Source organism: Nocardia sp. NPDC055002 (genome assembly GCF_053608825.1).
In genome coordinates this window covers 901,953-926,696 of record NZ_JBSGWE010000004.1, presented here as the reverse complement: position 1 = coordinate 926,696, position 24,744 = coordinate 901,953, and the positions used below count along the sequence as shown (strand labels likewise).

25 protein-coding genes are annotated in these 24,744 nt (G+C 63.8%); 7 read left to right on the top strand and 18 right to left on the bottom strand.

Annotation, left to right across the window (positions count from 1 at the left end):
- Positions 1-360: 360 nt before the first annotated feature.
- Positions 361-939, bottom strand: coding sequence for a hypothetical protein (locus tag ACWF99_RS21045; protein WP_452537150.1), 579 nt, complete (start codon positions 937-939; stop codon positions 361-363).
- Positions 940-2,120: 1,181 nt separating this feature from the next.
- Positions 2,121-3,671, bottom strand: a complete 1,551-nt coding sequence (locus ACWF99_RS21040) for a hypothetical protein (protein ID WP_452537149.1) — start codon at positions 3,669-3,671, stop codon at positions 2,121-2,123.
- A gap of 951 nt (positions 3,672-4,622) precedes the next feature.
- On the opposite strand from ACWF99_RS21040, the gene ACWF99_RS21035 reads away from it, so the two are divergent.
- Positions 4,623-5,468 (top strand): CPBP family glutamic-type intramembrane protease, encoded by an 846-nt coding sequence (locus ACWF99_RS21035; RefSeq protein ID WP_452537148.1) that lies wholly within the window; start codon positions 4,623-4,625, stop codon positions 5,466-5,468.
- 56 nt (positions 5,469-5,524) lie between these two features.
- On the opposite strand, the gene ACWF99_RS21030 is transcribed toward ACWF99_RS21035, so the two are convergent.
- The 5 genes from ACWF99_RS21030 to ACWF99_RS21010 all read right to left on the bottom strand — a co-directional run bounded on the left by ACWF99_RS21030 (position 5,525) and on the right by ACWF99_RS21010 (position 9,421).
- Positions 5,525-6,022: a flavin reductase family protein gene (locus ACWF99_RS21030; protein WP_194829384.1), complete on the bottom strand. Its 498-nt coding sequence runs from the start codon at positions 6,020-6,022 to the stop codon at positions 5,525-5,527.
- On the bottom strand, positions 6,015-6,542 hold the full coding sequence (locus ACWF99_RS21025; RefSeq protein ID WP_378635212.1) for an NADPH-dependent FMN reductase: 528 nt from the start codon (positions 6,540-6,542) through the stop codon (positions 6,015-6,017). Before ACWF99_RS21025 ends, ACWF99_RS21030 begins: the two co-directional genes overlap by 8 nt.
- Before the next feature lie 27 nt (positions 6,543-6,569).
- A complete protein-coding gene (locus tag ACWF99_RS21020) occupies positions 6,570-7,895 on the bottom strand; it encodes an acyl-CoA dehydrogenase family protein (protein WP_452537147.1) in 1,326 nt (441 codons plus the stop codon).
- Positions 7,895-9,010, bottom strand: a complete 1,116-nt coding sequence (gene sfnG, locus ACWF99_RS21015; protein ID WP_378635207.1) for a dimethylsulfone monooxygenase SfnG — start codon at positions 9,008-9,010, stop codon at positions 7,895-7,897. Before sfnG ends, ACWF99_RS21020 begins: the two co-directional genes overlap by 1 nt.
- A 93-nt stretch (positions 9,011-9,103) precedes the next feature.
- Positions 9,104-9,421: a hypothetical protein gene (locus ACWF99_RS21010; protein ID WP_378635204.1), complete on the bottom strand. Its 318-nt coding sequence runs from the start codon at positions 9,419-9,421 to the stop codon at positions 9,104-9,106.
- Positions 9,422-9,535: 114 nt separating this feature from the next.
- Here ACWF99_RS21010 and ACWF99_RS21005 point away from each other — a divergent pair, with 114 nt between their 5' ends.
- The 3 genes from ACWF99_RS21005 to ACWF99_RS20995 all read left to right on the top strand — a co-directional run bounded on the left by ACWF99_RS21005 (position 9,536) and on the right by ACWF99_RS20995 (position 12,258).
- On the top strand, positions 9,536-10,285 hold the full coding sequence (locus tag ACWF99_RS21005) for a crotonase/enoyl-CoA hydratase family protein (RefSeq protein ID WP_378635202.1): 750 nt from the start codon (positions 9,536-9,538) through the stop codon (positions 10,283-10,285).
- A 166-nt stretch (positions 10,286-10,451) separates the two neighbouring features.
- The gene (locus tag ACWF99_RS21000; RefSeq protein ID WP_452537146.1) at positions 10,452-11,558 is read left to right on the top strand and encodes a DUF4185 domain-containing protein; all 1,107 of its coding nucleotides are present in this window, start codon (positions 10,452-10,454) and stop codon (positions 11,556-11,558) included.
- 28 nt (positions 11,559-11,586) lie between these two features.
- Positions 11,587-12,258: a class I SAM-dependent methyltransferase gene (locus tag ACWF99_RS20995; protein ID WP_452537145.1), complete on the top strand. Its 672-nt coding sequence runs from the start codon at positions 11,587-11,589 to the stop codon at positions 12,256-12,258.
- Here the strand turns inward: ACWF99_RS20995 and ACWF99_RS20990 are convergent, their stop codons facing one another.
- The gene (locus ACWF99_RS20990) at positions 12,259-12,855 is read right to left on the bottom strand and encodes an alpha/beta hydrolase family protein (RefSeq protein WP_452537144.1); all 597 of its coding nucleotides are present in this window, start codon (positions 12,853-12,855) and stop codon (positions 12,259-12,261) included.
- Positions 12,856-13,066: 211 nt separating this feature from the next.
- On the opposite strand from ACWF99_RS20990, the gene ACWF99_RS20985 reads away from it, so the two are divergent.
- Both ACWF99_RS20985 and ACWF99_RS20980 read left to right on the top strand, forming a co-directional pair.
- Positions 13,067-14,902 carry an acyl-CoA dehydrogenase gene (locus tag ACWF99_RS20985; protein WP_452537179.1) on the top strand — a complete coding sequence of 612 codons (1,836 nt, stop codon included), beginning with the start codon at positions 13,067-13,069 and terminating at the stop codon, positions 14,900-14,902.
- Between the two features lie 486 nt (positions 14,903-15,388).
- Entirely contained in the window at positions 15,389-16,102 is a 714-nt protein-coding gene (locus ACWF99_RS20980; protein ID WP_378635191.1) for a helix-turn-helix domain-containing protein, read from the top strand.
- Positions 16,103-16,158: 56 nt separating this feature from the next.
- Here the strand turns inward: ACWF99_RS20980 and ACWF99_RS20975 are convergent, their stop codons facing one another.
- Together ACWF99_RS20975 and ACWF99_RS20970 are read right to left on the bottom strand one after the other, a co-directional pair.
- Positions 16,159-16,422: a hypothetical protein gene (locus ACWF99_RS20975; RefSeq protein ID WP_194829395.1), complete on the bottom strand. Its 264-nt coding sequence runs from the start codon at positions 16,420-16,422 to the stop codon at positions 16,159-16,161.
- A gap of 275 nt (positions 16,423-16,697) precedes the next feature.
- Positions 16,698-17,672 carry a GlxA family transcriptional regulator gene (locus tag ACWF99_RS20970; RefSeq protein WP_452537143.1) on the bottom strand — a complete coding sequence of 325 codons (975 nt, stop codon included), beginning with the start codon at positions 17,670-17,672 and terminating at the stop codon, positions 16,698-16,700.
- A 74-nt stretch (positions 17,673-17,746) separates the two neighbouring features.
- Between ACWF99_RS20970 and ACWF99_RS20965 the strand changes: the two genes are divergently transcribed.
- Positions 17,747-18,328, top strand: a complete 582-nt coding sequence (locus tag ACWF99_RS20965; protein ID WP_452537142.1) for a cysteine hydrolase family protein — start codon at positions 17,747-17,749, stop codon at positions 18,326-18,328.
- A 119-nt stretch (positions 18,329-18,447) separates the two neighbouring features.
- Here the strand turns inward: ACWF99_RS20965 and ACWF99_RS20960 are convergent, their stop codons facing one another.
- The 8 genes from ACWF99_RS20960 to ACWF99_RS20925 all read right to left on the bottom strand — a co-directional run bounded on the left by ACWF99_RS20960 (position 18,448) and on the right by ACWF99_RS20925 (position 24,723).
- The gene (locus tag ACWF99_RS20960) at positions 18,448-18,735 is read right to left on the bottom strand and encodes a hypothetical protein (RefSeq protein ID WP_452537141.1); all 288 of its coding nucleotides are present in this window, start codon (positions 18,733-18,735) and stop codon (positions 18,448-18,450) included.
- Between the two features lie 218 nt (positions 18,736-18,953).
- Positions 18,954-20,150: a hypothetical protein gene (locus ACWF99_RS20955; protein ID WP_452537140.1), complete on the bottom strand. Its 1,197-nt coding sequence runs from the start codon at positions 20,148-20,150 to the stop codon at positions 18,954-18,956.
- 13 nt (positions 20,151-20,163) lie between these two features.
- Complete coding sequence (locus ACWF99_RS20950) at positions 20,164-20,526, bottom strand: phage tail fiber protein (protein ID WP_452537139.1); 363 nt, start codon at positions 20,524-20,526, stop codon at positions 20,164-20,166.
- 37 nt (positions 20,527-20,563) lie between these two features.
- Complete coding sequence (locus ACWF99_RS20945; protein ID WP_378635166.1) at positions 20,564-20,893, bottom strand: LtfC-like domain-containing protein; 330 nt, start codon at positions 20,891-20,893, stop codon at positions 20,564-20,566.
- 11 nt (positions 20,894-20,904) lie between these two features.
- Entirely contained in the window at positions 20,905-21,099 is a 195-nt protein-coding gene (locus ACWF99_RS20940; RefSeq protein WP_378635164.1) for a hypothetical protein, read from the bottom strand.
- Entirely contained in the window at positions 21,096-22,739 is a 1,644-nt protein-coding gene (locus tag ACWF99_RS20935) for a hypothetical protein (RefSeq protein ID WP_452537138.1), read from the bottom strand. The genes ACWF99_RS20940 and ACWF99_RS20935 overlap by 4 nt, the downstream gene beginning before the upstream one ends.
- Entirely contained in the window at positions 22,736-24,301 is a 1,566-nt protein-coding gene (locus tag ACWF99_RS20930; protein WP_452537137.1) for a hypothetical protein, read from the bottom strand. Before ACWF99_RS20930 ends, ACWF99_RS20935 begins: the two co-directional genes overlap by 4 nt.
- Entirely contained in the window at positions 24,298-24,723 is a 426-nt protein-coding gene (locus ACWF99_RS20925) for a phage gene 29 protein family protein (protein ID WP_452537136.1), read from the bottom strand. Before ACWF99_RS20925 ends, ACWF99_RS20930 begins: the two co-directional genes overlap by 4 nt.
- Between the last annotated feature and the right edge of the window lie 21 nt (positions 24,724-24,744).

Sequence of the window (24,744 nt, the reverse complement as noted above, 5' to 3'; positions counted from 1 at the left end):
CCTCCCGCAATCGACGACGAATCCGCCGGCACCCTGCCCGGTCGACTGGCTGTGGTCCGGCCCGAGCGGACGAAGCTGACGACGAATCGGCACGTTGTGGGGTTGGGCCGAAGCCCCCTTCTCACCCTTTCGGACACCGACAACGACGTCGGCAGCGGATCACCAACGAAGCCGATCCCAGCCCGGACCCCCTGCCGCCCGCGTGGCGACGCCTTCCCCACACGGGACGGCAGGGCACCAATCTGCCGACTACTGCTCCTCGGCGTCTTCAACCTCATCCAGGGCGGCTAGATGCTGTTCCCAGATCTTGCCGCGGTGAGCCCGGTGGTATCGCGACTGGTAGACGCGTGACCCTGAGTGCTACGGGGCTTCGGACCAGAACTTCTGACGTGCGATGGAAACCAGATCGTCGCAACGATCGTTGACGTCATCTGCTCGCTGTCGCACGCCCGCGATCCACTGGCTAGATTCCGTTTCAGAGATGCCGGACATGCCCGGGCTCCCCATGCTGCTTCGGAGATTCTCAATCGATTTGTCAACTTCTGAAACCCCGGTCAGAACGCCTTCCTCTCCGATGATCAGCCTCACGCGAGCGAGCTGCGCGGGCTTGTCACGTAGGTTCTTCGCGACCTCATCGAGGGATTCAGCGGTGTCCTGCGATACCCCGACTTCTCCTGACTCGACTGCGCTGGCGATCAACCGAGAATTGGTCGCTACTCGGGTTGCAAGGGCGATCAGCTCGGCGATCGCGTGACGCTGCTGTTCGTAGTGCCGGTCGCGCCGCGCGCTCTGGAACCGAACACTCTGATGCTCCTGGTCCTTCTCCGACCGTTTGTCGGTCTTGTGTTGGGTCATCCATGCAGATGCAAGTGTGCCGCCAACACCGACGATTCCGACTGCGCTTGTGGCCAGCATTGCCCACCCCGGGGTGTAGTACATGGAGTAAATCTAGATCCTGCTGCCGACACCGATTGCGAAAGCCCAACCCCACGTTGCTTCCCGCCGACTGCGATCGCCAGCGACGCGTTCCAGATCGTTCGCATGCCCTCGAACATCAACGTGTCCCGCTGATTGCTGAACGGAATCCGCGGTGAGGACGGTGGTATCGCGACCGGTAGCCGCGTCGCCTGCTCTGGGTTGGCCTGCATTGTGATCCCGCGCCCCTCACATATCAAGGGCGCCGATGGCGTCAGCTTCGCTGATTGCTGAGCAACCCTGGACCTGTGAGCCTCTGCGCGTGAACGGCAGGCCGTATCGGGCAGGCGGTGAGCCAGCCCCGGTGGGTACAACCCACCCTAGAACAGGGCCAAGAAGCCGGCACCCGAAGTTGTCACGGCGTTGTCACATGTCACCCAAACGACCCCGGACACGGCAAGACCCCACGGAAGCATTTCAGCACTTCACGCAGGGGTACGAACGTCAGCAGATCGCCAGCAGACACCAGCTTTTCGACTCGTAATGAACCGGCCGGACGCCGAGTCCGCACCTGCGAAGACATGCTGGTTACACATGTGCGGACGCTTACGGCCGCGGGAGCTGGCTATCAATCGAATTTATTAGCGTAACGCAAGAAGTAAAGCAGAGGTCGAGTGACTCTCTTGTTATCTCGATTCTTTTGTCTGATATCTTAACTTTCGCCTGCCTGATCTTTGAGTCTTTATCTTCGCCCATTTGCTTTCTTGTAATTACTCCGAGTCCGTGCGCAATTGAGTTTCGGACCTCAATCGCTCGATCAAATTCGTCCCACCCCGCGCACTTGTGGATAGTGAAACCGTGGTGAATATCGAAGCATTTCTTTCGTTCATGCCAACTGACGGATGATTTTTCCTGGATGACTGCCGTCAGGTTGCGAAAAAATGGGTCGAGTGATTTAACTCGACGATCAAAGAGAACCTCGGAAATCGTGTCAACGTAGGCTTCTACGATGCTAACCATCCGAAGATATTGACCCTGGGATCTGACCTGCCGTGCGTCAAACCTTGCCCATGTGGCCGCAGTTGGTGAGCCTGACCATCGCCTCCTGCTGGCTGGCGGGAGAGATGCAAAGTCTGCTGCTGTCAGGTGCAGAAGACTCAAAGCTTCATCGGTGATATCCCATGGGACTTTTCGCAATGATGTCATCAGGCAAGAAGGGCCTTTGTGATTGCATCGGTGGCCCTTAGAGCAGAGACAGAATTCTCTTCGCTTGGCGTTGGGTCGGATGGTACACGGTCGCGCACGCTAGCAAAGTAAAAAGACCGGACCGCTTCGGGTGCTTCAGTTGCTTCCGTTACTGCCTGAATAATTGAGACATGCGATGCAGATGCCAGCGCTCTAAATGCGACTGCCCTCAACGGCTCTTTTCCGGTGAAGAAGCAATTCTGAACCCATGCCAACCGACTATCAAGCTTAGGGCCTGCAACGGAAAGAAGCTCAAGAGAGCGATAAGCCTCAATTACCCAAACCCGCTGCCACGTGTTCAGCGAGACGGATTCCACTACAGAATCAAGGATTTCTCCTGCTTGCCCCTGATGCTCACCGACGCCAGCTGTTATCAAATACTTGATCAGATCTGGAGTCAGCGATGGAACAAAGCCGATCAGTAGCCTGATGGATTCGAATGCACCTACATTATTGTCACCGGCCAGTGCATGTAGAGCGCGCCGCATCTTACGAACAGCCTCGCGATCAGCGGTTCGTAGGTCGATTCCGTCCTTTCCGGATATGTTCGCAGACCTGATCAGAGCAAGGGCAGAATCTGGTTTCTCGGCGAAGTTGTCGGTGTAGTCACCGGCTACTGCCTCAACCTCCTCTGCCGATATTGTTCCATTTTCAGGAAGCACATCAAGGCCCAATGTCGCCAAAACATAGTTAGAAAAGTGGTACGTAAATGTTTTCAGCTCATTCATTGCAAGCCCGACCGATCTTGCAGCACTGTCGAGTGCTTCGATGGCCGCGATTGATTCGGCGAAGTCTTTGCAGGCTATTCTGAAATCATCATTGAAGCGCCAGACGGCAAATCCTTGGCGCAGAAGTGAACGTTCGACTAGATCTGCATAAACCTCCGACAGTCGATCGGAGGCATGGTATAGCTGAGGAAGGCCTGATGGTCGACCGGTGACTTCCGAAAGCAAGTCCACTAGATGCGAAACTACTTCAAAATTGGCGCCCTGGGCAATTAACTCGTCAGCGAGTAGCGCATGGTCGATGAATTGATAGAAGGAAGTCAAATCAGACTTTACGACATACTTCACCTGTGAGTTAAGAATAGAAAATAGCAGTCGATCTGTGTCAGCTGAGTTCTTATTCTCTTGAATTTCACGAGAATAAGATACTGGCGCAGTGGCGAACTCTATATATTTTTCTGCACTTCGATCCATTTTAGGCAGGGTTCGCAAGGCGGCGGTAGTTAGTGCATCGTAAAGAATTTGTTCTTTCATTCCCCAGAAAGCTACCGGCCGTACGCCATGGCCGGGCTTCCGGGCAATTAGCTCGCGCTCGGTCGCGACCTCAATTCCCGTACTGCAAAGGGACTCGATGTAGATAGCAATATTCTTAATTGTTCTGTTGTTGAGGGTGAGATGGTCCCAGCCAGGTTCCAGAGGGACAAGGTTTCGTTCTGCATCTGCTATACGCGCAAGAGAATCTGCGATCTTCAGCTGCTTGAGCACCTCAGGTGTGATTGGACGCACTCCTTGAAACTAGCGTGTATCAGCACATTTCGCAAATTCTACAAGTGCCCAAACGCATGTAGATGATCTGGTGATTGACGGCCGATGCCGTATTCCGTACCAGTAGGTTGGTTGTGGCTGAGCATCACGTTTGGGCGGAATCAGGATTTTGGAAAGGTGATGCCGCGTACGGGTCGTCCTGACACCGCCGCGGGCAATGAGTACGGAGTGCTGCCACAGCGGCGTTCGTCATAGTGAAGTGCAACGTCCGAGACTCGTGGAGATCTCGGCGTCCGTGCACGAGTACGTCAGCCTGGCCAGTAGCACTCTGCTTCACTTCTGCCGACAGCGACGCCTGCACAGGCTGGCCATTTGGCTACGGGTTCGGGCATGTGGGCACGACCACGGGATAGGGGTCGCTCACCTGCCGACCCCTCTACTACTTTCCGACTATAAATGCCCGGCGATTCGAGCATACTGCGCCCGACAGTGACGTCGCTGTCGTCACGAAAAACGCCGATAGCTGCAGGTTTCGAGGAACAACGGCGGACAGCGGCAGACGGCCGAGAGAACCGGCAGGTTAGAGGTTCGAGTCAAGAAGACCAGCGGGACCAGAACGGGACCACCCGCTACGAACGATGCCGAATAGACCCGATGTGAACGATCCCCCGTCGTGCCACATACATGCCATGAACCAGGGTCAGCAGGGGTAAATCCGGGTACCCCACGCACTACCGTGAGCCCAGGTCAAACGGTCATTCCTGCCTATTCGCCTGCTTCCCAAGCAGATGGCGGGTTCGATTCCCGTCATCGCTCAACAAGACGGCCCCCAGGTCACCCGGGGGCTTTCGCCGTTTCGATGGCAGGTCGTCGGCACTCAGCCCGGACGCGCTGGCGAAATCCGCACTGCCGGAATACTCATCGCATAGCGTGGACATGCTCAGCTTTTGCCCGATAGAGCATGGAGTCGACATGACCACGACGGTGTCTGTATCGCAGGAACAGCGCGGGCTGCGTGGCTTCATGAACCGCGGCGGATTCTGGCGATTTCTCGCCTTCGTCGCTGTCTATCTCGGGATCTACATCGGCTCGGGCACGCTGATCAGCCGACTCGGCGGGCACTACGCCGATGATGATCTGCTGAGCAGCTCGGGCAGTGTGTTCTTCCAGGTCACCGCATCGCTGATCGTCGGATCCATTGTGCTGGTGGCTTTCTCCGCCTATCTCGGCTGGAACCGGGAGATGTTCGGCCGACAGCCCATCTATCGGTCGAGGTGGATGTGGATCGCACCGGTGATCGTCGCTACGCCGATCGTCCTGCGCGTACTCGGGATCGACTGGGGCCGCCATCAGGCCGACGTCGTCGCGCTCATGCTCGGCTCCGGATTGTTGATCGGGTTCGCCGAGGAACTGATCTTCCGCGGGTTCGGGGTCAAGATGCTGCGCGACGCCGGCCATGGCGAGCGGGCGGTAGCGGCCCTCACCGCGCTCGCCTTCGCGCTGTCGCACAGCACCAACCTGCTCGGCGGGCAGTCGATCACGGTCGTCGGCCCCACTGTCCTCTACACGTTCTCGTTCGGCGTGCTGATGTACCTCACGATGCGGGTGACCGGTTTTCTGGTGGGTGCGATGGTGATGCACGGCTTGACCGACCCGACCACGATGCTCGCCACCGGCGGCATCGACGAGGTCGCCACCGACGCCTCCTCGGGTGGTCTCCTGCAAGCCGCGGGCCTGTTCACCATGCTCTTGATCATCAGCGGTTACGTGCTGGTGATCTTCATCCGCGGCCGAGTGCCGGATCAGCGCCCGTCCTGAGCGGTACGACGAAGGCTCCGGATCACTCGATCCGGAGCCTTCGTCGTCGCGCCGGTTTAGCCGGTGTGCAAAGTCCGGAACTTGCTGCCGTGGAACACCAGTGGATCGATGTCCTCCCGTGCGGCGACACGATTCACGCGCAGGATCACCACGAGATGGTCGCCCGCGCTGACCTGCGTTTCCGGCACCCCTTCGATCCAGGCCGTCGCGCCGTCGATGAACACCGCCTCGCCGGTTCCACGATGCAGCGCGGTTTCCCGGAAGCGGTCGCCGTTGCGGGCGCCGAGCGCCTTGGCCGCGGCCTGCTGATCGGTGCCGAGCAGGCTGAGCCCGAGGTGGCCTGCACCGGCCAGCTTCGGCCAGGTCGACGACGAGTTCTGGACGCAGAACGAGACGAGCGGCGGATCGAGGGAGACGGGCACGAAGGTGCTCACCGCCAAACCGTGTGGGACGCCGTCGATCTCGGCGCACACGGCCACCACACCGCTGGGGAAGTTGGCGAAGGCGCGGCGTAAGCCGTTGCCGTCGGCGGGAAAGTCCAGGAGCTCATGCATGATTCGTTGCCTCCACCGGCCGCACGGCCGGGTCTGTCAGTGCCGCGACGACGGGTCCCCATCGCCGGGCGTATTCCTCGATGACGCCGTCCTCACCGAAAGTCCGGTCGGACAGATAGAGCCCGGGCAGCGCGGCGGTGCCACCGATTTCCACCAGCACGGGCTTGAGCAGCAGATCGGGCGCGAGCGCGTGGGCCGGACCCGCGCCGAGCATCACCGGCACGGTCACCACACCGGCCAGCCCGGTACCGCCGTCGAACTGTTCGAGGAACAGTTTCAGGAGCCCGGTGTAGGTGGCCTTGAAGGTCGGGCTGGCGAACACGACGAGCTCGGACGACGCGACGGTGCGCGCGGCGGCCGCCACCGCCGGGTCACCCCAGCCGAGCAGCCCGGGCCCGAGGGTGACCAGGTCGATCACCTGCGGCTCGGCATCAGGGCGAAGTGCCCGCGCGACCTGCACCGCCGCGGCGAGGGTGCGCGAGGCGGGTTTCGGGTTTCCGACGACGACCGTCACTGTCATGGGCTGTCCTTGTCTCGCGTGGTGGTTCTAGATGACGCCGTGCAACGGCGGCGGCCGGTTGTGCAGGACGGCCCGCCCGATGTGCTGGTATTTCCAGCGAACGGGGTCGTGCAGTGTGTGGGTGCGCGCGTTGCGCCAGAAGTGGTCGAGTCGATGGTCGGCCGCGGCGCTGCGGGTGCCGCCTACTTCGAATATCGCCGCGGATACCTCGTTCGCAGCACGATCGGCGAGGATCTTGGCCGTCGCGACCGCGATCGAGGCGTGTGCGCCGCCGTCGATGGAAACACCCGGATGGGCGTCCTCCGCGACGGCCACCACCCTCGGCCGGACCGCCGCGTCCACCGCCGCACCCGCGACGATCAGGGTCGATTCCGCGGCCGCGACGGCGACAGCCAATTCCCCGAACCGCTGCACGACCAGCGGATCGTCAGCCGCGTGCGCGACTTCGGCCTCGAACCACGGCCTGCTGCGCGTGCGCACGAACTCGGCCGCTGCCTCCAGCGCACCGCGCGCGATACCCGCGTCGATCGCGGCGTGCAGGAGCTGCGCGAACGCCCCGTACCCGGTCGGCGCGTTCACCGCGGACGCCCGCGAGACCAGCTGCTCGTGCCCGACCGTCACCGCGACGAACTCGACTGTCCCACTGCCGGTTGTCCGCTGCCCCAGCGCATCCCAGTCGTCGACGATCCGCACCCCCGGTTCGAGCGCGGGCACGAATGCCACATACTCCCCGGGCTCCAGCCCCGAAATACCCTGCGGGTCATCGAGTCTGGTCAGCACGGCGAGCACGTCGGCGAACAGTGACCCCGTGCAGTAATACTTCGTCCCCTCGACCACGAACCGCCGAGCCTCGATACGCGCTGAATCGGCATCGCCCGTGACATCGGCCCGCGACGACTCGGCATCGCCCGCGCTCGTATCGTCGTCCGGCCGCAGCACCGTCGAAATGTCGGCGACCGTCGCCCCACCCCGCTCGGACTGCGCATTGGCGATCCGCGCACCCGCGAGCACCTTGCCGAAGTAGTCGCGTTGCTGGGCCCGGGTTCCGGCCAGCCGCAACAGGTTCAGATACACGAAGTGGCTGTGCGGCACCTGCGCGATGTTCGGATCGGCCGCGGCCAGGACTCGCACCACTTCGGCGACCACGCTCGGCGGCAGGTCCGCCCCGCCGAACTCGGCGGGCACCGTGATCGCGAGCAACCCACTGGCCGACAGCTGATCGAGCTCTTCGTGCGGCAGCCGACGCGAGAGATCACGCTCGGCGGCGCCGGCGGCGAACACCTCGGCCAGCTCGGTCGCGATCCGCACCGCCTGGTCCGCCGTGGTGATCCGCTCGGCGGTCACCACCGTCATCAGCGTCCCGCCGCGACCGGCGTCGCGGCGGCCTCCAGTTCACGCACCAGTGGCAGCACCTTGGCGCCGAAGTACTCGACTTCTTCCTGGAAGTGCAGGAAGCCGGCCAGGATGAGGTCGACGCCGAGCGCCCGGTAGGCCACGATCCGCTCGGCGATCTGTTCGGGCGTGCCGATCAGCCCGGTCCGGAACCCGTCGTTGTACTGGACCAGGTCCTCGAACGTGGAGTCGGCCCACATGCCCTTGCGGTCACCGGTGGACGCGCCTGCCTGCTGCACCGCGTCGCGGAACCCTTGCACCGCGGGCTTGTTCGCCTTCTCGACGATCTCGCGCAGGGTGTCGCGCGCTTCCTTCTCGGTATCGCGGGCGATGATGAACCCGTTGAGCCCGAACTTCACCTCGCGCTCGTTTTCCCTGGCCACCGCGCGCAGATCGTCCAATTGCTCGGTGACGCCGTCGAAGTCCTTGCCGTTGGAGAAGTACCAGTCGGCATGGCGGCCGCCGTTGCGCCGGGCCGCCGTCGAGTTACCGCCTTGGAACAGTTCGGGATTGGGGCGTTCGGGGGTGTTGAGCGGCTTCGGCTTCAAGGTGAAGTCCCGGATCCGGTAGAAGTCGCCGCCGAAGTTCACCGCGTCCTCGGTCCAGATCTTGCGGATCACCTCGAGGAACTCGGCGCTGCGCCGGTACCGCTCGTCGTGTTCGAGCCACGGCTCACCCAGCGCCTTGAACTCGCCGGCGAACCACCCCGACACCACATTGATCGCGAACCGGCCACCGGACAGATGGTCGGCCGTGGCACCGAACTTGGCCAGCACAGCCGGATGCCACAGCCCGGGGTGGATGGCGGCGATCACCTTGAGCCGCTCGGTGGCGGCGAGCAGCGCGAGACTGAACGAGGTCGACTCGTGCTGGAACTCGGCACCGTAGGACGCGGTGTAGCGCACCTGGGTGAGCGCGTAGTCGAAACCGTTGCGCTCCGCGGTCTGGGCGAGCTTCTTGTTGTAGTCGAAGTCCCAGCTGGTGCGCTGCTCGATATCGCTGGTCACCAGCCCGCCACTGACGTTGGGTACCCAGTAGGCGAACGAGACCTGGTCGGCGATTCTCTCCGTGGTCACGGGCAGTTCCTCCTCGTCGTCGGCTGTTCCAGTGCAACACCGGCAGCCGACCCCGACGAGGGTTTGAATCGGCGCGATCGATACGGGCTCCGATCAGCTCCCCACGCGCACGCAATCCGCCGCGATCTTCGACTGGGCCGCGCTCACCTTGGACGCGTCGCCCTCACTGAGCAGCTTGGCCGGATCGTCGGACTTCGCGTTCGACACCATCACCCGCAGCCCGTCCTGCGACATCCCGGAGTCGAGGAACACCTGCGCGGCGCAGTCGGCCAGCGCGGGGTTGCTCAACCCCTTGTCCTGCAACGATTTCGACAGCTCGGCCTGAGTAACCGCCGGTGCTTCGTCGCCACTGCCACAGGCCGCCAGCACGGGCAGCGCGAGCAGCGCCGCGGCCATCAGACAGATCCGCATTCGGTGAGTCCTCTCGATCGTCGCGCATCGACGACGCGCGATGCGGTTCGGATCATGCCGCACCATCGTCCGCGTGGCCACCCACTCGAACTGACTCGCGAGTAAGATAGCGATATGGGAGACCACATCACCGTCCGCTTCGACAACAGCCGCGCCTATGTCGAGCTGAACAGGCCCGGCAAACACAACGGGCTCACATTGGAAATGCTCCGCGATCTTGTCGACGCGGCCCGAAAAGTGGCCGACCACAAGACAACCCGCGCCGTCATCATCACCGGGAACGGCCCGAGTTTCAGTAGCGGACTCGATATCGCGGCCGCCACCCGCAATCCGGTGGCTATCGTCCGAGAATTCCTTCCGCGGCCGTTGCGCGGCACCAATACCTTCCAGGAAGCCTGCTGGGCCTGGCGCCGCCTCGACGTCCCGGTGATCGCCGCGGTCCACGGGCGCTGCTTCGGTGGCGGCCTCCAGATCGCACTGGCCGCCGACTTCCGGATCGCCGCCCCCACGGCCGAATTCTCGGTGATGGAAGCCGCCCACGGCCTGATTCCCGATATGACAGGCCCCGCCACATTGTCACAGCTCATCGGCATCGACCAGGCCATGCTGCTGGCCATGACGGCCGACCCGATCGACGCCGATTACGCGTTGCGCATCGGTCTGATCACCGACGTCGCCGACGACCCGGTGAAGGCCGCGCAAGCCCTCGCCGACCGCGTCACCGCCCGCGACCGCAACGCCGTGGCCGCCGCCAAGCACCTGTTCGACCGTTCGTGGCACCGGAGTTCGCGCGCCACCTTCGCCGCCGAGCGAATGGCCCAACTGCCATTGCTGCTGCGCAAAGCCATGAGTAGTAGCGACTGACAAGCAATCGACCTGCGAATTCATGTCAGCTACCCACGGGATGTACCGCACATCACTGTTAGCGGCTGTTAGCATCGCTTCGATCGCTGACCAGTCGAAGAGTGGTACGTGACGGCAAACCCGGAACGTTCCCGGATTTCGGCCCGACCCGGAGGCTCGAACACCTGTGAACAAGACCGGATCCATCCTGCTCTCCGCACTCGCAGGTACTACGGCCTTGCTGGTGAGCGCAGCGCCTCCCGCCGTCGCGAACCCGAACGCCATCAACCCGATTCCCGTTCTCAACGGCACCCACGGCCTGCCCGTCCTGCACGGGCGCACCCAGGCGGTGTTCCAGGTAACCGGCATGGCCAGCCCCAACAACACCCAGAACTACAACGTCCTCGGTACCGACCTCGGCATCATGTGGGACAACGGGCGTGGCGAGATGCTCACCGCCTTCGGCGACACCGCGGGGATCGGCTTCCCCAACCTGCTCGCGGGCAGCACCTGGGCGTGGCGCTCGAACATCCTGGTCCGCAGCCACGACCAGAACCCGGCCGACGGGATCATGTTCGACGGTGTCGTGCGCGATGTCATCGGCCAGGCTCGCGACCTGATCCCCAGCCCCAAGATCCCCTTCCTCGAGATCAGCCGCATCCCCACCGCGGGCATCTCGGCCAACGGCGTGCAGTACATGTCGCTGATGTCGGTGAAGACCTGGGACGCCCCCGGCGAGTGGACCACGAGCTTCTCCGGCCTGGCCGCGTCGGCCGACAACGGGGAGACCTGGGCCGATCTCGGCCACACCCGCCGTCCCGACGAGGGCGGCAACGCCAACTTCCAGATGAACAGCTTCGTGAAGGACGGCGGCTTCGTCTACGAGTACGGCACCCGTGCCGGCCGTAACAACGAGGCCTTCATCGCCCGCGTCCCCGAAGCCCAGATCGAGAACCTCGCCGCCTATGAGTACTGGGACGGCCACGAGTGGAAGCTCAACGACGTGAACGCCGCGGCCCCCATCATGGGCGGCGTCGGCGAGCTCTCGGTGATGTACAACGAGTACCTGGGCCAGTTCCTCTCCCTCACCACCGACCCGTTCAACTCCGTGGTGATGCGCCGCGCGTCCTCCCCCGTCGGCCCGTGGAGCGCCCCCGAGGTCCTGATCGACGCCCGCGAACTCCCCACCGCGTACGCCCCGTCGATCTTCCCGTACCAAACCGGCCGTGACCTCTACTTCATGACCACCATCCACACCCAGTACAACGTGGTATTGATGCGCACCACCCTCTGAAGGCGTTCGCCGGTCCTACACTCGACTCATGAATGCGGCGGATTGGGATGCGCGGTATGCGCGGAGTGAATTGGTGTGGGGCGCACCGCCGAACAGCACCGTCGTCGAACATGTGTACGGCCTCGACCGCAGAATCCCCCTGCTCCCCGACGAATCGGGGGTGGCGCCGTCACTCCCGCGGGCTCTCGACCTGGCCTGTGGCGAAGGCCGCCACGCACTCTGGCTGGCTACTCACGGCTGGCAGGTGACCGCTGTCGACTTCTCCCAGGTGGGGATCGACAAGGGCAGGACAGTCGCGGCTCGCCTGTCGCGATCGGTCCGCTCCCGGGTGCACTGGCAGACGGCCGATATCACCGACCTCGAAGCCGCCGACATCACCGGCCCGTTCGAGCTGATCCTCATGGTGTTCGTCCACCTCCCCGCCGGCGAGCGCCGCGCTCTGCTGCACCAGCTGTCCGCCATGCTCGTCCCCGGCGGCATGCTGCTGGTCCTCGGTCACGCCGCCCGCAATATCGCCGACGGCTACGGCGGCCCCCAGGAAGCGGAGATCCTGTTCTCTCCCGAAGACCTCCGCGCCGACCTGGACCGCGACGACGTCATCATCACCGTCGCCCACGAGGTCTTCCGTCCCACCGAAGGCCCTGACGCCATAGATTCCCTGCTCATCGCGGAACGCCCGATCCCCGAGCCCCCCGTCTGATCACTGCGCCCAGCGGGCGAACCAGGGGGCAACGGTCGCCGCGATGACGTCGAATCCGGTGCGGAACGAGTGCGCCTGCTTGGGGATCACGCGCACTTCGGCGGCGTCGGCGGCGTCGGGCACCCCGAACGGGTCACTACCCCCGTTGATCACCACCACCTCGATTTCTCCGGGCGCCAGCAGCTCATCGCGCCTGCTCTTCTCCGGCTTGCCCGGCGGATGGAGCGGGAACGACAGCGCGATCACGCCCCTCGCCCCGACCTCCACCGCTGTCCGGCACGCCACCCGCGCCCCGTTGCTGCGACCCCCCTGAACAATCGGCACCCCCGGAAACCGGGCCCTCGAGGCCGCGACGATCTCGAGCCATGCCTCGTCCTGCTTCTCCGCGTTCCCCGGTGCTCGCCGCCCGGCAACCCGATAGGGCTGCACCACCCGAGCTACCGCCCCGCCCGCTTCGATGGCCGAGTCACGCACGGCCAGAATGTCTTTCGCATCGACACCGCCACCGGCCCCGTGCGTGATCACCAGCAGGAACGCCGGATCACCCACCTCGTCGAGCTCGATCTCGGCCGGTCCCACAGTCGTCTCGATGCGCACATCTCACGGTAGCCCCGAGGTCGCGGCGAGCAACGTTTCCGCAGCCGCGCGTGTTTTTCACATCACATTGCCGCCCACCCCTTTGCCGAGACGATTACCCACCGGTAATATGGTGAATAAGTTACCCGCGAGTAGCATGCGGAAAACCGGCGACGGGCGGGAACGGCACACCACCGACCGCACCAGAACTCAATGGAGAGTGAGTACTCACATGGGCCACTACAAGGCAAACGTTCGCGACCTCGAGTTCAACCTCTTCGAGGTCCTCGGCATCGACAAGGTGCTCGACGCAGGCGCCTTCGGCGACCTGGACACCGACACCGTCAAGGAAATGCTCTCCGAGGTCCGCCGCCTGGCCGAGGGCCCGCTGGCCGAGTCCTTCGCCGACGCCGACCGCAACCCGCCGGTGTTCGACCCGAACACCCACTCCGTGAAGCTGCCCGAGGCCTTCAAGAAGTCCTACAAGGCGCTCGAAGACGGCGAGTGGGCCAAGGTTCCGCTGAACGAGGAGCTGGGTGGCCTCGCTGCCCCGTCCGCCGTCGCGTGGGCCCTGTCGGAAATGGTTCTCGGCGCCAACCCGCCCATCCAGATGTACGCCGCGGGCGCCGGTTTCGCCCAGGTGTTCTACAACAACGGCACCGATGAGCAGAAGAAGTGGGCCGCCAAGATCGCCGACCGCAACTGGGGCGCCACCATGGTGCTGACCGAGCCGGACGCCGGTTCCGACGTCGGCGCCGGTCGCACCAAGGCGATCAAGCAGGAAGACGGCACCTGGCACATCGAGGGTGTGAAGCGCTTCATCACCTCGGCCGACTCCGACGACATGTTCGAGAACATCATGCACCTGGTGCTGGCTCGCCCCGAGGGCGCCGGACCGGGCACCAAGGGCCTGTCGCTGTTCTACGTCCCGAAGACCCACTTCGACTTCGACACCGAGACCTACGGCGACCGCAACGGCGTCTTCGTCACCAACGTCGAGCACAAGATGGGCATCAAGGCCTCCACCACCTGTGAGGTCACCTTCGGCGGCCACGGCGTGCCCGCCAAGGGCTGGCTGGTCGGCGAGGTGCACAACGGCATCGCGCAGATGTTCGACGTCATCGAGAACGCTCGCATGATGGTGGGCACCAAGGCCATCGCCACCCTGTCGACCGGTTACCTGAACGCGCTGGAGTACGCCAAGACCCGCGTCCAGGGTGCCGACCTGACCCAGATGACCGACAAGGCCGCGCCCCGCGTGACCATCACCCACCACCCGGACGTGCGTCGTTCGCTGGCCACCCAGAAGGCGTACGCCGAGGGCCTGCGCGCGATCTACCTCTACACCGCCGCGCACCAGAACCCGGAAATCGCCGAGGTCGTCTCGGGTGCCGACAAGGACGTCGCGTTCCGCGTGAACGACCTGCTGCTCCCGATCGTCAAGGGTGTCGGCTCCGAGCGCGCCTACCAGTACCTGACCGATTCGCTGCAGACCTTCGGTGGCTCCGGCTTCCTGCAGGACTACCCCATCGAGCAGTACATCCGCGACGCCAAGATCGACTCGCTGTACGAGGGCACCACCGCCATCCAGGCGCAGGACTTCTTCTTCCGCAAGATCGCGCGTGACCGCGGTGTGGCCCTGGCCCACGTGGCGGGCCAGATCCAGAAGTTCCTGGAGTCCGACTCCGCCAACGAGCGCCTCAAGGGTGAGCGCAAGCTGCTCGCCACCGCGCTCGAGGACGTGCAGACCATGGCCGCCACCCTGACCGGCCACCTGATGGGCGCGCAGGAGCAGCCGACCGAGCTGTACAAGGTCGGCCTGGGTTCGGTGCGTTTCCTGATGGCCGTCGGCGACCTGTTCATCGGCTGGATGCTGCTGAACCAGGCCGAGATCGCGCTGGCCGCCCTCGACAACGGCGCCACCGGCTCCGATGTCGCCTTCTACACCGGCAAGGTCGCCTCGGCGCAGTTCTTCGCCCGCAACGTCCTGCCCGAGCTGACCGCCACTCGCGCGATCCTCGCCAACCTGGACAACGACATCATGGACCTGGACGAAGCCGCCTTCTGATCCGCCTCTCCGCGTATTCAAGCCAGACTCAGGTGATTGTCTGGTTCGGGACGCGGCCGGCGGGACGGAACGCAGGTAGTTAGCCGGTTCCCGGTGAGTTACCCATGTTCTTGCGTGATCAGCAGAACGGGCCGGAGCATTCAGCTCCGGCCCGTTTTCTGTCTCTGCCTCTATGCGGAGCCGCTACCGAGTGCCGCGAGCGTCGTGAGGAAGTACATCAGGCCATCCATGAAAAATCTCCTTCGAAGTGGGTCGGCCCTTCCTATCACGGGCTGGTTACGGACAACCGTGACGAGATGAACGCCGGGCGAACATGCCCGCTCAGTCCACTTTCGACGCGGTGAGCACCCGGACCCGACGAGCTGACGTGCTCGGCGGTCGTGCCGCCGGGCGGGGCTTCTTCGGGCGCCGGTTCACCGCCGTTCGGTGACCCACCCGGCGTACCCTGGGATCTACCGTCGGTCGGGGTGAGGCTCGGGGGTTGGGATGGCTGACAGCACGGCGCTCAGTGTGTATTTGCGTGAACGGCGGCTGGCCGCGGGACTCGCGCGGACCGAGCTCGCCAACCGCACACAGCTCGCACCACTGCTGATCAGCCAGATCGAATCCGGGACACTCGTGCCGAATCCCGCCATGCTGCAACGACTTTTCGACGGCCTGGACGTGCCACTCTGGTATCGCAAGCCCATCCTGGTTCTCGGTTTACCTGCCGTCGAATCCGGCGCAGCGCCCACCGCTCCGTCGGCCGAAGACCTGGCCGACCTCGCCAGCCTCACCCACCCCGCCTGCCTCACGCGCTTCCCGACCATGGACATGCTCGCCGCGAACTCCGACTATCAGCGCCTGTTCCCCGGTCTCGGCGCCGGCGTGAACGTGCTCGAGTGGATGTTCCTCAACCCCGTGGCGAAGAAGGTCTACCTCGACTGGACCACCGAAGCCCAGCTTCTGGTCCACGCCTTCCGCATGCTCGCCCCGCTCGCCCCCACCCAGCGCGTCACCGCCATCACCGAATCGTGCGGCCAGTCCCCCGATTGGGATCAGATCTGGACCAGCGAGGTTCGCTCACAGGACATCGCGCGGCGCCACCTGCGCCTACGCGAACGCAGCACCGGGCTGGAGCGGCGCATGATGCTGCGCATCTACGACCCCGCGTTCCCGAGCCGCCCGTGGTGGCTGTACCGCCTGATCCCGGTGCGGTGAAACACAGCGAGTCCCCCGGTCGCCGCAGCGACGGGGGACTCGCGATTCCTCAGGAGTTACTCGGCAGCCTCGCCCGACCCGGACGTCAGCTGCTCCAGGAGCGCGGCGAGACCGTCGGCCGACCCGGTCTCGGCCTCTTCCTCGACAACGTCTTCGGCTTCCTCGCCCGACCCCGAGGTCAGCGAGGCCAGGATCGCGGCCAGCTGCTCCGACGACCCGGTGCTGGGCGCGGGCTCTTCCGCCGACGCCGTACCCGCACCGAGCACGGCGATGCTCGCCGCCGCAGCCATAGCCACACCGAAGACACGAATCTTGCTCATTGTGAACCCCTCATTGTTCAGATTTGCCGCGGATTTCCGCCGCACAAGATGTTTAACAGCGGAAGAACCCCCGGCAGAAGACCGATGAAAGGGGGGCAAGACAAATCCTCAGGAGGCCAACAGGCCCGCCACCAGCCGTATCAAGTTCGTCAACCCCCACAACACCGGCGTAGCCGAGCCCGTCGACCATTCCTCCGCGATACCCGTTCCCATACTCGAAACCCCTTGTTACTCATATCCTCACCGGCAAATGTCCCGACAGAGATCATAGTGAGTCACCCGATACGAAATCGGCGGCGGTACTCGTTGGGTGTCGTATCGAGCTGGCGACGGAAAGCGCGGGCAAGCGTGTCGATGGTGTTGAAACCGCAAGCGGCAGCGATCCGTTGGAGCGTTTCGTCGCTCGTCTCGAGCCGATGCCGCGCCACTTCCACCCGCGCCGACTCGATATAGGCCGCGGGCGTCATCCCGAGTTCGGTGCGAAAGATGCGCGTGAGCTGGCGTTCACTGACATGGACCTGCTCGGCGAGGTCGGTCACCGTGAGCGGCTTCGCGATATTGCGCGCGATGTAGTGCCGCAGATCCTCGATCCTGCGCGTGGTCGATACCGGCTCGAGCGACACACTGAACTGACTCTGCCCGCTCGGCCGTTTCAGATACATCACCAGCTGGCGAGCAACCCGCAACGCCAATTCGTCCCCGAAATCGTCGGCCACCAAGGCCAGCGTGAGATCCAGGCACGCGGTGAGTCCCGCTCCGGTCCAGACATTTTCGTCGCGAATGTAGATCGGATCCGCATCGACGATGACCTCCGGATGCTCGGCGGCCAATTGCTGCGCGGTCGACCAATGCGTGGTCGCTCGCTTCCCGTCGAGCAGCCCCGCGGCCGCCAGAATATGCGCACCGACGCACACCGAAGCCACCCGCCGAGCCCCCTCGGCCAACCGCGACACGGCCGCGACCACCCCCGGGTCGACCACCGCGCTGACCCGCCGATGACTGTCCGTCTCCACCGCCCCCGGCACCACCACCGTGTCCACCCGTCCCAGCTCGGCGAACGTCACATCCGGCAGAATCCGCACCCCCGCCGAGGTGGTCACCGCCTCCATCGACTCGGCGGCCAGCACCACCCGATACCCCGTCGGATCGTCCATTTCCCGCTGCAACAGCGAGAACACCTCCGGCGGCCCTGTGACGTCGAGCAGATCCACCCGATCGAACAACACGATCACCACGAGCCGCTCAGTCACCCACCACCTCCGTGTCCGAATCTGCAGGTTACATGACATTGCCGACATAGAGCGCTGTCCATACCGTGGATCCCATGACCTCCACGACCCTGCGCGCACTCAACGGCTTCGACGAAACCCCCGCCTCCCTGACCAACTCCACCCTCGTCCTGGTCGACTACCAGAACACCTACACCCAGGGCGTCATGGAACTGACCGGCTGGAAGCAAGCCCTCGACGCGGCCACCGAACTCCTCACCGCGGCCAGGGCGGCGGGCACCCCCGTCATCCACGTCATCAACGACGGCGGCAAAGACACCCCCTACGACATCACCACCGACATCGGCCGAATCCATCCCCAGCTGTCCCCGACCTCGAACGAACCCACCGTCGTCAAATCCGTCCCCAACGCCTTCGTGAACACCGACCTCGCCGAATTGGTCGACGCCACAGGCAACACCAACCTCATCATCGCCGGCTTCATGACCCACATGTGCGTCACCTTCACCACCGAAGGCGCCTTCCTCCGAGGCAATACCCCCACCGTGGTCGCCTCAGCCTGTGCCACCCGCCCCCTCGGCGAGGTCCCCGCAGCTCAACTCCACACCAGCGCCCTGGCCACCATCACCGACCTCTACGGCATCGTTGTCCCCACTCCCGCCGACCTCAGCTCTTGATCCCGCCCGAATCCAAGTGCGGAAACGACGAAACGGCCCGCACCCCAGTCATGGGGTGCGGGCCGAGCACTGATTCCAGTGCACACCAGTTCCGTAGCGAAACTGTCGATTCTGATCTGTCAGACGCGGTTGGGCGGGTAGCCGGTACCGGACTGGAACAAGTCACGATAGATCCAGAAGAACTCGGAGTCCTCCGCGAAAAACGCAGTGGCACCGGACATCCCAGATTCGCTCACCTCGTCGCTCGGCGGCTCACCGGGGTGACCCGCTGCTTGGTCGGGCAGAACACCGCGACGAATCAGATAGGTCTCCTCACCCGCCAGAGCGTTACTCGGAACCTCCCAGTACGTGCTGTAAACGACGACATCGGAAGTAGGTTCAGGGCCCGGCGGCCAGCCGATGACCACGCCACCGGCACGTCGCGCCCTAACCGGCCGAGCCTGCCGAGGCACCCGAATGGTCGTCCATTCAGGATTGGAATTCACTGCGATACGAACAAGTTTCGAAATTGTTCGATTCCTTTCTATCGAATGAGGCAGTCTGATTCGGCTACCGATTTCCTCGACACAGCGCTCTTGTGCAGCGCTGAGTCGATCGGACCGATAGCGCACCCTCGGATCACGCCTCAGGTGATTCGTACATACGACGCCGGATTCGCCTGTGCCGTCGGGTTGAACTGCGCGAGGAACTGATTGCCCATCGCCTGGACCCGGACCACGTCGCCGGCCGCGATGGCGCGGACTGTCGACACGCTCACGGTGCCCGACCCGCTGGAGGGGACTGCCGTGGCAGTACCCGTCGCGACAACAGCGTTGTTGACCGTCAACTGCAGCGTGACGTTGACACTCACAGCCGCGGCCGCAGTGAAGACGATCGAAGCGCTCAGTGTTGCAGCAGCTTTCGCGGACTGAGCGACAACGCCGTCCGACTGGACCGCAGACCCGGGATAGGTCGCGGTGTCGGCGGCCCAGCCGGTCACATTGGTCTGCTTGTCTGTCATCTGGGTCCATGCCGAGGACTTGGTCATTCCGGCAGGCGAAAAGCTCGGCACCGTGACCATCGACAACTGTCCGATCCCGGCGTGTGCCATGTCGACTCCCGCCTTGGCGCTACTTGCCGCGACAAGCCCACCCGAACCGGCGGTACCGACAGGCGCACCTTGCACTGCTGCGAGCACCCCGCCGCCACCAAGAGCGACCGGTTGTCCGGTCCGAGTGGACAACGAGCCTTCTCCCGACTGGCCACCGGCGACGACAACTGGCCCAGCGGCCGCCGCTGCGACCGCGAGACTGCCGTCACCGGCGAACGCAAGATCAAACGGTTTCAGACCGGAGAACCGCCCGTCGCCGCCGAACAATGCTTCAGCGCTGCTGATCACGACCATCTCAGCGCACGCGACTCCCTCAGCGACGAAGGCCCTGGGCAGGTGGGTGTTCAGCAGTACAGTTGAATCACCGACCGCAGTCAGACCCGCATCGAGCAGAACCTTCCCTGACTTGACAACGACCTTCGCGACCAGCCGCCCCAGCCCGCCTGCGGTGCTGGATGCACCGGCGCGCGGCGAGGTTGCCGCTGTTGCCTGGCCACCCGCTGTCGGCTGTGCCGAAACCTGCGCTCGCACAGTGTCGAGTCGCGCGACGAGAGCACCGCTGCCGATGTACCCGGCGACGATGTACGGCTCGATAATCGGTACGTCATCGCGAAGAACGACCATCGGCACTGCCGGCGACCGAGAGGTGGTGACCGAGGTACCGGGCGGCGTCACGACAGCTGTGGACGGCGCCGGCAATGTGGCCCGCACCGTCGATTGTTGCGTAGCCATGCGGCGCCCTCCGTCAGCTCTGAGTAAAGGTGGGGGTGATCAGCAGCTGGCCCTGAGCACCCAGAGTGGTGGCACTGATCGCGACCTTGTCGATGAAGTCAGCGGCACCACCGGCGAGCGTCTTCCACAGACCGACGTAGGTATAGGAGCCCGCCGGCAGATCGAGGGTGACCTGCGAACCGGTGACCACACCGCCGGTGCCGGAGGTCCAGGTCGACTGCTTGCGGGCGTAGGCGGGCGAACCGCCGCTCGCTTCATTGGCACCGGTGGTGCCCGGATCAGCGGTGTGCACGCTGATGTAGACGGTGTTCGAACCCGCGACGTTCTTGTAAGCGTCGGCGAGCGCCTGGCGAGTGGTAGCAACTGCGATAGCCATGGGATTCCTCCTGGAGAGATAGTGGAATGTGAGTCGATTACTGCTTGCGGCGAACGGCTCCGTAGAACCAGAGGTATTCAGTGGTCGGCGTGGTCGGGTAAGACACGTACAGGCGATATTTCGCGCCCGCGGCGATGGCGTCGGCCAGCTCCGATCCGATGACGAATTTCGCCTCGGTCGCGCTGACTACCGCTTGCCAGGTGTCGAGCACCGTTTCCGACGCATTCACCAGCACGATCCGGACCTTGGTTTCGGCTGGAAATACCGCACCCGATTCCAGTGCCACGGTGTGCACGAAGTCGGCACCCTTGGAGAGCACGAGGGTGAGGTTCGTCGGGTCATAGCCGAATTGCTTCTGTTCAGACATGGGGTTCCATTTCAGGACGATGGTTCCGGTTGTGGCGCAACAGGATCCGGCTCGATATAGACCGGCCCTGGCTCAGGTTCCAGCGCACCGATGAAGATGCTGCCGCGCCTGCTCGCGATGCCGTCGGCGACGATCGACACGACGAGCATGTTGTTCTCCACGGCGAAGGCCAGTTCCTGGCCGTCGACCGTCACGGTGGTTGTCATAGATCCTCTGCTTTCCAGTAGTCCCAGCCGCCGCCGTTCACCCAGTCGGCGCGCTCGTTGCCCAGGCCGGTGTAGCGAGTGCGCGGACCGCTGGGGAGGGTGCCGGTGGTGTCGGTGTAGGTGAGCACGTCGTCCCATCCCGAAGCGGTTTTGCGCTGAGCTGTGAACAGGTTGTTCGTTGCACGTAGCCGCACCACATCGCCGCCCGCGATCGCCGTCTCGACGCTGGAAAGTGCTGTCCAGACGCCGTTTTCGTATTTGAAGATCGACACAGTGGACTGGGTCACATTGAGTGAAACGAAACTCTTGTTGTCCGGCGTCGACCGCAGCATCAGCCAGGCGTGACGCACCGAGGGGCTGATGATCCGGCCCGTCACCATCACATCGTCGTAATTGAGTGTCTGGCCGTAGAGATAGCGCCGAATGCCGTCGGTACCACCGGACACCACGAATACCCCGCCGGACACCGTCGCGGGCAAGCTCGATACCTGACCCAAAGCCACTGGTAGCGAACCCGAGTCGAAGTTCTCGTAGAAGACCAGCTTCGACGGCGGACCGGCGACCAGACTCTTGCTGAGTGCCACATACGGCACCGAGTTCGAGGTGAAGCTCATCGACCCCGCCGCCACAGTCGCACCGGCCACCAACGCTCCTGATGCCGCGAACCGAGCACTCGGCCGGGGCGGCCAGGCACCGGGTGCTCGCGGCAGATCAGTGGAATTGGTGCCGAGCAGCGGACGCGGATTACCGCCTCCCCGTTGGTGAATACCGACGAATGCGGTCTCCCCCACGTCGAAAACGAGCTCGTTCGGCAGTTCGACGGAACGCTCGAGTCGTGAGTTGGTGATGCTCAGCGTCTGATTCGGCGACACCCATTCGATCCGGATGTCACCGTTCACCGACATCCGGCCGACCACCACATACAGCTCACACGGATTGCTCACCGCGTCCACGATGAACGTGACGACCTTGCGACCACCGCTGTACCGGCATCGGATGAACGCACCGTCGAGGGTGTTCGCCTGCGGCGTATATGACGGCTCGTACCGGGCGTGGACCGTGTGGTCGGCATATATCGGATAGCCGTTGGCGTCGTAGCCGGCGACGTATGTGTAGGTGTACGGGACGTATCCAGGTTTCGAGACCGTGGCGTGGTCCCACACCCGTCGGTGCAGCATGCAGCGCGGAAACGATGCTTCCTCGGTGAGATTCATCGAGTCCCAGTACGGCTTCACCGGTAGGCCGTCGATGACCACCTGGACCTGCGAGTTCGTCGCCTGGACCACCTCGGCGGTCTGCACCACAGCTTCCTCGGCGACATCGGCCGAATCACGCGCGGTCGCCGCCTGCTCCCGCGCCTCCTGAGCATGAGCGCGTGATGCGCGAGCCCAGTCGCCGAGGTTGATCAACCCGCCGGTGAAGCCGGTGATCGCGTCACAGAGCGCGGCAGCCAGTTCGTGCAGTCCCGCCTGTACCCCCTTGGCGAAGTTGAACGGGATATCGGCATAGGCGCGCATCACCTGCGCGCGCATCGCTGTCTGCATCGACTGCTGGGTGGTCCCGCCGAGTCTGGCGATGCTGCGTGACCCCGAGACTCCGGAATACGCGCCCTCGGGGAACCTGTTGTCGGGGCTGGTCACAGGTCTTCCGCCTGCCAGTCGCCCCAGCCACCACCGTCGGTCCACGACTGACGCTCGGTACCCAGACCGGTATAGCGGTACGCGGGCCCCGATGGCAGCGTGTTCGCGGTATCGGTATGCACCAATACCGCGGTCCACACCCCGCCGATCTTGCGTTCGGCGGTGTAGACATTGCCAACCGCCCTGAGGCGAACTTCGACATTGTCACCGACCGAAGTCTGCAGCGCGGCCAGCGCCGTGCCGTTGGAACCGCTGGTCCAGCGCACGATCACGATCGCCGAACTCGTCACCGACAACGACACATAACTGCTGTTGGCCGCATCGGAACGGAGGAACAGCCGGGCACTGAAATCCGACGGGGTTCGAATCCGCCCGGTCACCATCTGGTCGTCGTAATTGAGCTTCTGCCCGTAGAGATACCGACGCAAACCGTCGTCCATGCCATCGACCTGAAAGACGCCGTCGGCGGTGGTGGCAAACCGCGCCGACATCCGAACCAAGGCGGTCGGCATCCCGTTTTCGAAGTCCTCGAAGAACGACAATTTGACCGGATCCCCTGTGACAGAGGCCTTTCCAATCGAAATGTAGGGCGTCCTCCGTGACGCGAACGACAGGGTTCCCGCGGCGAGTGTCACTCCCGCCGACAACAGCGACGAGGTGCTGAACTGCGCGTTCACCTGGGGCGGCCACACCGTTGCCGGGCGCGGGATGTCGACCGCCTCGATCCCCAGCAGCGGCCTGCGATTTCCGCCGCCGCGCTGATGAATTCCGACGAATGCCGACTCACCCTGCTCGAACATCAATTCGGCCGGCATCTCGACGGTCTGCTCGCCGCGAGCGCCGGTGATGAGTGGCGTCTGGTTCGGCGATACCCACTCGATCTTGATGTCACCGTTGTCCAGCATTCGACCGACGACGACATACAACTCGCACGGGGAGGTAACAGCATCCGGAATGTAGCTGACCACCTTCCGCCCGCCGCTGTACAGACAGCGAATGAACGCCCCCTCCAGCGAGTTCGCCGCCGGCGTGTAGCTCGGCACGTAGTTGGAGACCACGGCACCGTTGCTCGCCGAAAGCTCCCAAGCGGCACGCTGCAGGAAGTTGCGCGGAAACGAGGTCTCCTCGGTGAGGTTCATCGATTCCCAATAGGGCTTGACCGGAAGCCCGTCGATCACGACCTGCACGCGCGAGTTCGTCGCTTTGATGATCGTGGTCTGGCCATCCGCGGTCACCTGCGCACCCTGAGCAGTTTGCTGCGCCCGTGCCGAATCCTGGAGTGCTTGATCGGCTTCGGCGCGCAGGTCCCGGGCCCAGCCTCCGAGATTGATCAGCCCCCCGGTGGCACCGGTCACCGCATCGCAGAGATCAGCCGCGAACCGCTTTACGCCCGCGTCGACAGCGGAGCCCAGATTCACCGAGATGCCGCTGAACGACTTGACGATGTCCCCTGAGACGACCGACTTCATCGAATCTTGGGAAAGCTTGCCGATGGTGCCGACCGTTCTGCCACCTGGTCCGGTCAGCGCCCCCGCGGGCATCGCACGATCAGGGCTGGTCACGGCTGAGGCCCATCGAAGGTACCGTCCTGCGCCAAATCCGGTTCCAAGGATCGCGCATCGACCAGATGCGCCAACTCCCCGGATTCATGGAGCTGTCGCACGAGTTCGCGGCGTTCGTCAACACTGAGATCGGCAACCGAGCCCAGCGTGACTTCCGGTGGGCGCGGGGTACCGATCGGGACCCAGTTGCCCGCCTGGGAGATCCAATGCTCCGAACCCGCTACTGCAGGGTGGTACTCCAACTGCTGCGCTTCCGGGTGATGTCGAAACCCCAGTTCCCACAGATGCTTCGACCATTTCCCGAGCACCTGCTGAGGAACCAGCATGGGGCCGTTGCGAGGGCCCGGCAAACCGACGAATGCCCATACGAAGGCGTCCTCGGGATCGTTCTGATTACATTCTTCTTGTGATGGCAGCGCCATTGATATCTCCGGATCTGGATA